General features: G+C 70.9%; 2 protein-coding genes and 1 pseudogene. All 3 read right to left on the bottom strand.

Annotated features, from left to right (window positions below):
• Window positions 1–263: pseudogene (locus BJQ90_RS15715) on the bottom strand (endonuclease); the annotation flags it as partial.
• 167 nt (window positions 264–430) lie between these two features.
• Complete coding sequence (locus BJQ90_RS15710) at window positions 431–919, bottom strand: 4'-phosphopantetheinyl transferase family protein (RefSeq protein ID WP_226761157.1); 489 nt, start codon at window positions 917–919, stop codon at window positions 431–433.
• Between the two features lie 218 nt (window positions 920–1,137).
• Window positions 1,138–2,379: phenylalanine--tRNA ligase subunit beta (locus tag BJQ90_RS15705; RefSeq protein WP_226761156.1), on the bottom strand; the 1,242-nt coding region annotated here is incomplete at its 5' end.

The following is a 2,379-nucleotide window of genomic DNA, read 5'->3' as shown; positions in this document are numbered from 1 at the left end:
GGGGGCGTCAGGGCCCGGGCGGCCCGCACGTAGTCCGCGCCCAGCCGCACCTTCAACGCCGCCGCACTCGCCTCCAGCCGGGCCGCCCCCGCCAAACCATCCAGGCAGTCATCGGCCAGATCCCGCAACGGATCCACACCCCGGAACGCATCAAAATCACGGTCCGCCCCGGTGCCGGCGAACGCAGCAAGCGCAGCAACCGACGCCACGACGGCCTCAAAAGCCGCCCTGCTCTCCGCACTCCACACTGTCCGGCTATCCACACTTTTAGAATAGAGGGAGCCTCCGACAAAAAATCGACATCGGCTCTGCGTGCCAGCCCGACACCGGAACGGATGACCAACCCGAGCCTGGCCAGCCCCCAAAAGACAGGTGTCCGGGTCGGTGGGCAAAGCGCCTTATCAGCGCCGGCCCCGCCTGGTCGCGGCTGCTAGACCGCTCCCACGAGGGCCAGTGCGGCGGCAAAGCCCGCGGGCAGGCCCAGTGCGGCCGTGTCCAGATCCAGGAGGGTGGTGCCCGGGGGCTCCACGAAGGCCTCAACCGAGGCGGGGTCTACCCGCAGTCCGGTGCCGCGGGCCTTCAGCAGGGCTTCCTTGCGCGACCAGGCGGCTGTCCGCCACAGGGGCGCCCGGTCCAAAGGCAGCCCGGCGAGCACCTGCCGTTCAGCAGGGGTGAGGACCACGTCGTCGAACCCGGGGAACACGACGCCGGAACTGTGCTCCAGATCGATGCCCACCGTTGCCGCGGGACCCGAAGAATCGGTTCCCAGGCCGCGGCCGGCAGCCAGCAGGGCCCAGCCGCGGCTGCGGGAAAGACTCAGGCTCAGGCCGGCGGAGGCGCCGTCCAGACGGTAGCCGGGCCGCCCGTGGTCAAGCTCCGGCCCGGTCCCGCAGTCCGGGCACGAATAGTCGGCGGTCAAATCACCAGGACGCACTCCAAGGATCTCCGCAGCGAATCCGCGCAGCGCGGTCCGGCCGGCCAGGAAGTCCCGCCGGGTTTGCGGATCCGTGATGCCCGCGGCACGCGCGCGCTCCGCGGGGTCGAGGAAAGCCGCGCCGTCCGGTCCGATGTCGGCAAGACAAACGGACCGGACGGTGACTCCGGAAACGGCGAGGATCCCTCTGTGCCCCCTAGGCTTTAGCGTTGGACTGCTCCGAAGCGCTCGTGGGCAACGGCCACGGCACTCTCGCGGGCCGCCGATGCCTCGTCGGCGGTCAGGGTGCGGTCATCGGCACGGAAACGCAGGCTGAAGGCCAGCGACTTCTTGCCCTCCTCGATGCCCTTGCCCGCGTACACGTCGAAGAGTGCGACGTCCTCAAGCAACGCCCCGGCGCCCTCGCGCAGGGCAGCTAGCACGTCTTCCGCCGGGACCTCCTGCGGGACCACCAGGGCCACGTCCTGGCTTGCCACCGGGTAGGTGGAGATGTGCCGGGCGACGATGACGTCCGCCGCGGCCTCGAAGAGGGCATCCGCGTTGAACTCCAGTGCCACGGACCGGGCCGGCATGTCGTGGGCAGCCAGGAGCTTCGGATGCAGCTCGCCGGCATGGCCCAGGACGTCGCCGGTGCGGAGCGCCAGCTGCGCGGTCCGCCCGGGGTGGAAGGCCTGGTGCCGGCCCTGGCTGACCACAATTTCGACGCCCAGCACGTCTCCGGCGATCCGGGCGATGTCGAGGGCGTCCGCCCAGTCCCACGCCCGGGGGGTGTGGCCGGCGGCGGCCGGAGAATCGTGCCCCGTCAGTACCGCGGCGAGGTACAGCGGCTGGTCCGGGACGCCGTCGTACAGGCCGTCCAGCACTTCATCGCTGGGCCTGATCCCGAGCGGCGGGATCGAGGCGGTGCCGAGGGTGTCGCCCGGCAGGAACACGAGCCCGGCCTCGAACAGGGCAAGGTCGCGGAAGCCGCGCGAGTGGTTGCGCTTGGCGACCTCGATCAGGCCCGGCAGGATCGAGGTGCGCAGGTAGCCCTGCTCCTCGCTGATCGGGTTGGCGAGCTTGAGGGCCTTCCGCGGCGACCCTTCCGTCGGCACACCGAACGTGTCGTTGGCGGCCTTCGAGACGAACGGGTACGCGAGAACCTCGGTGAGGCCGGAAGCCGCCAGGGCCTGGACCAGGCGCCGGCGCTGCTGCTGGACGCGGGTGAGCCCGCGTCCCGGCGGCGCCACCGGCAGGGACGCCGGGATCTTGTCGTAGCCGACCAGCCGCGCGATCTCCTCGGTGAGGTCTTCCTTGGTTTCCAGGTCGTTGCGCCAGCTCGGGGCGGTCACGGTCCAGCCGCTCCCGGTGGGTGCGACGACGGCGCCGAGGTCCTCGAGCGAGGTGATGATCTGTTCCTCGGTGAAGTCGATGCCGATCCGTTCCGCGGCGAAGGCCGCGGGCAG

Source organism: Arthrobacter sp. SO3 (genome assembly GCF_020532825.1).
GTDB lineage: Bacteria > Actinomycetota > Actinomycetes > Actinomycetales > Micrococcaceae > Arthrobacter.
The sequence above is the reverse complement of the archived record's forward strand: the minus strand, read 5'-3'. Positions and strand labels throughout refer to the sequence as shown.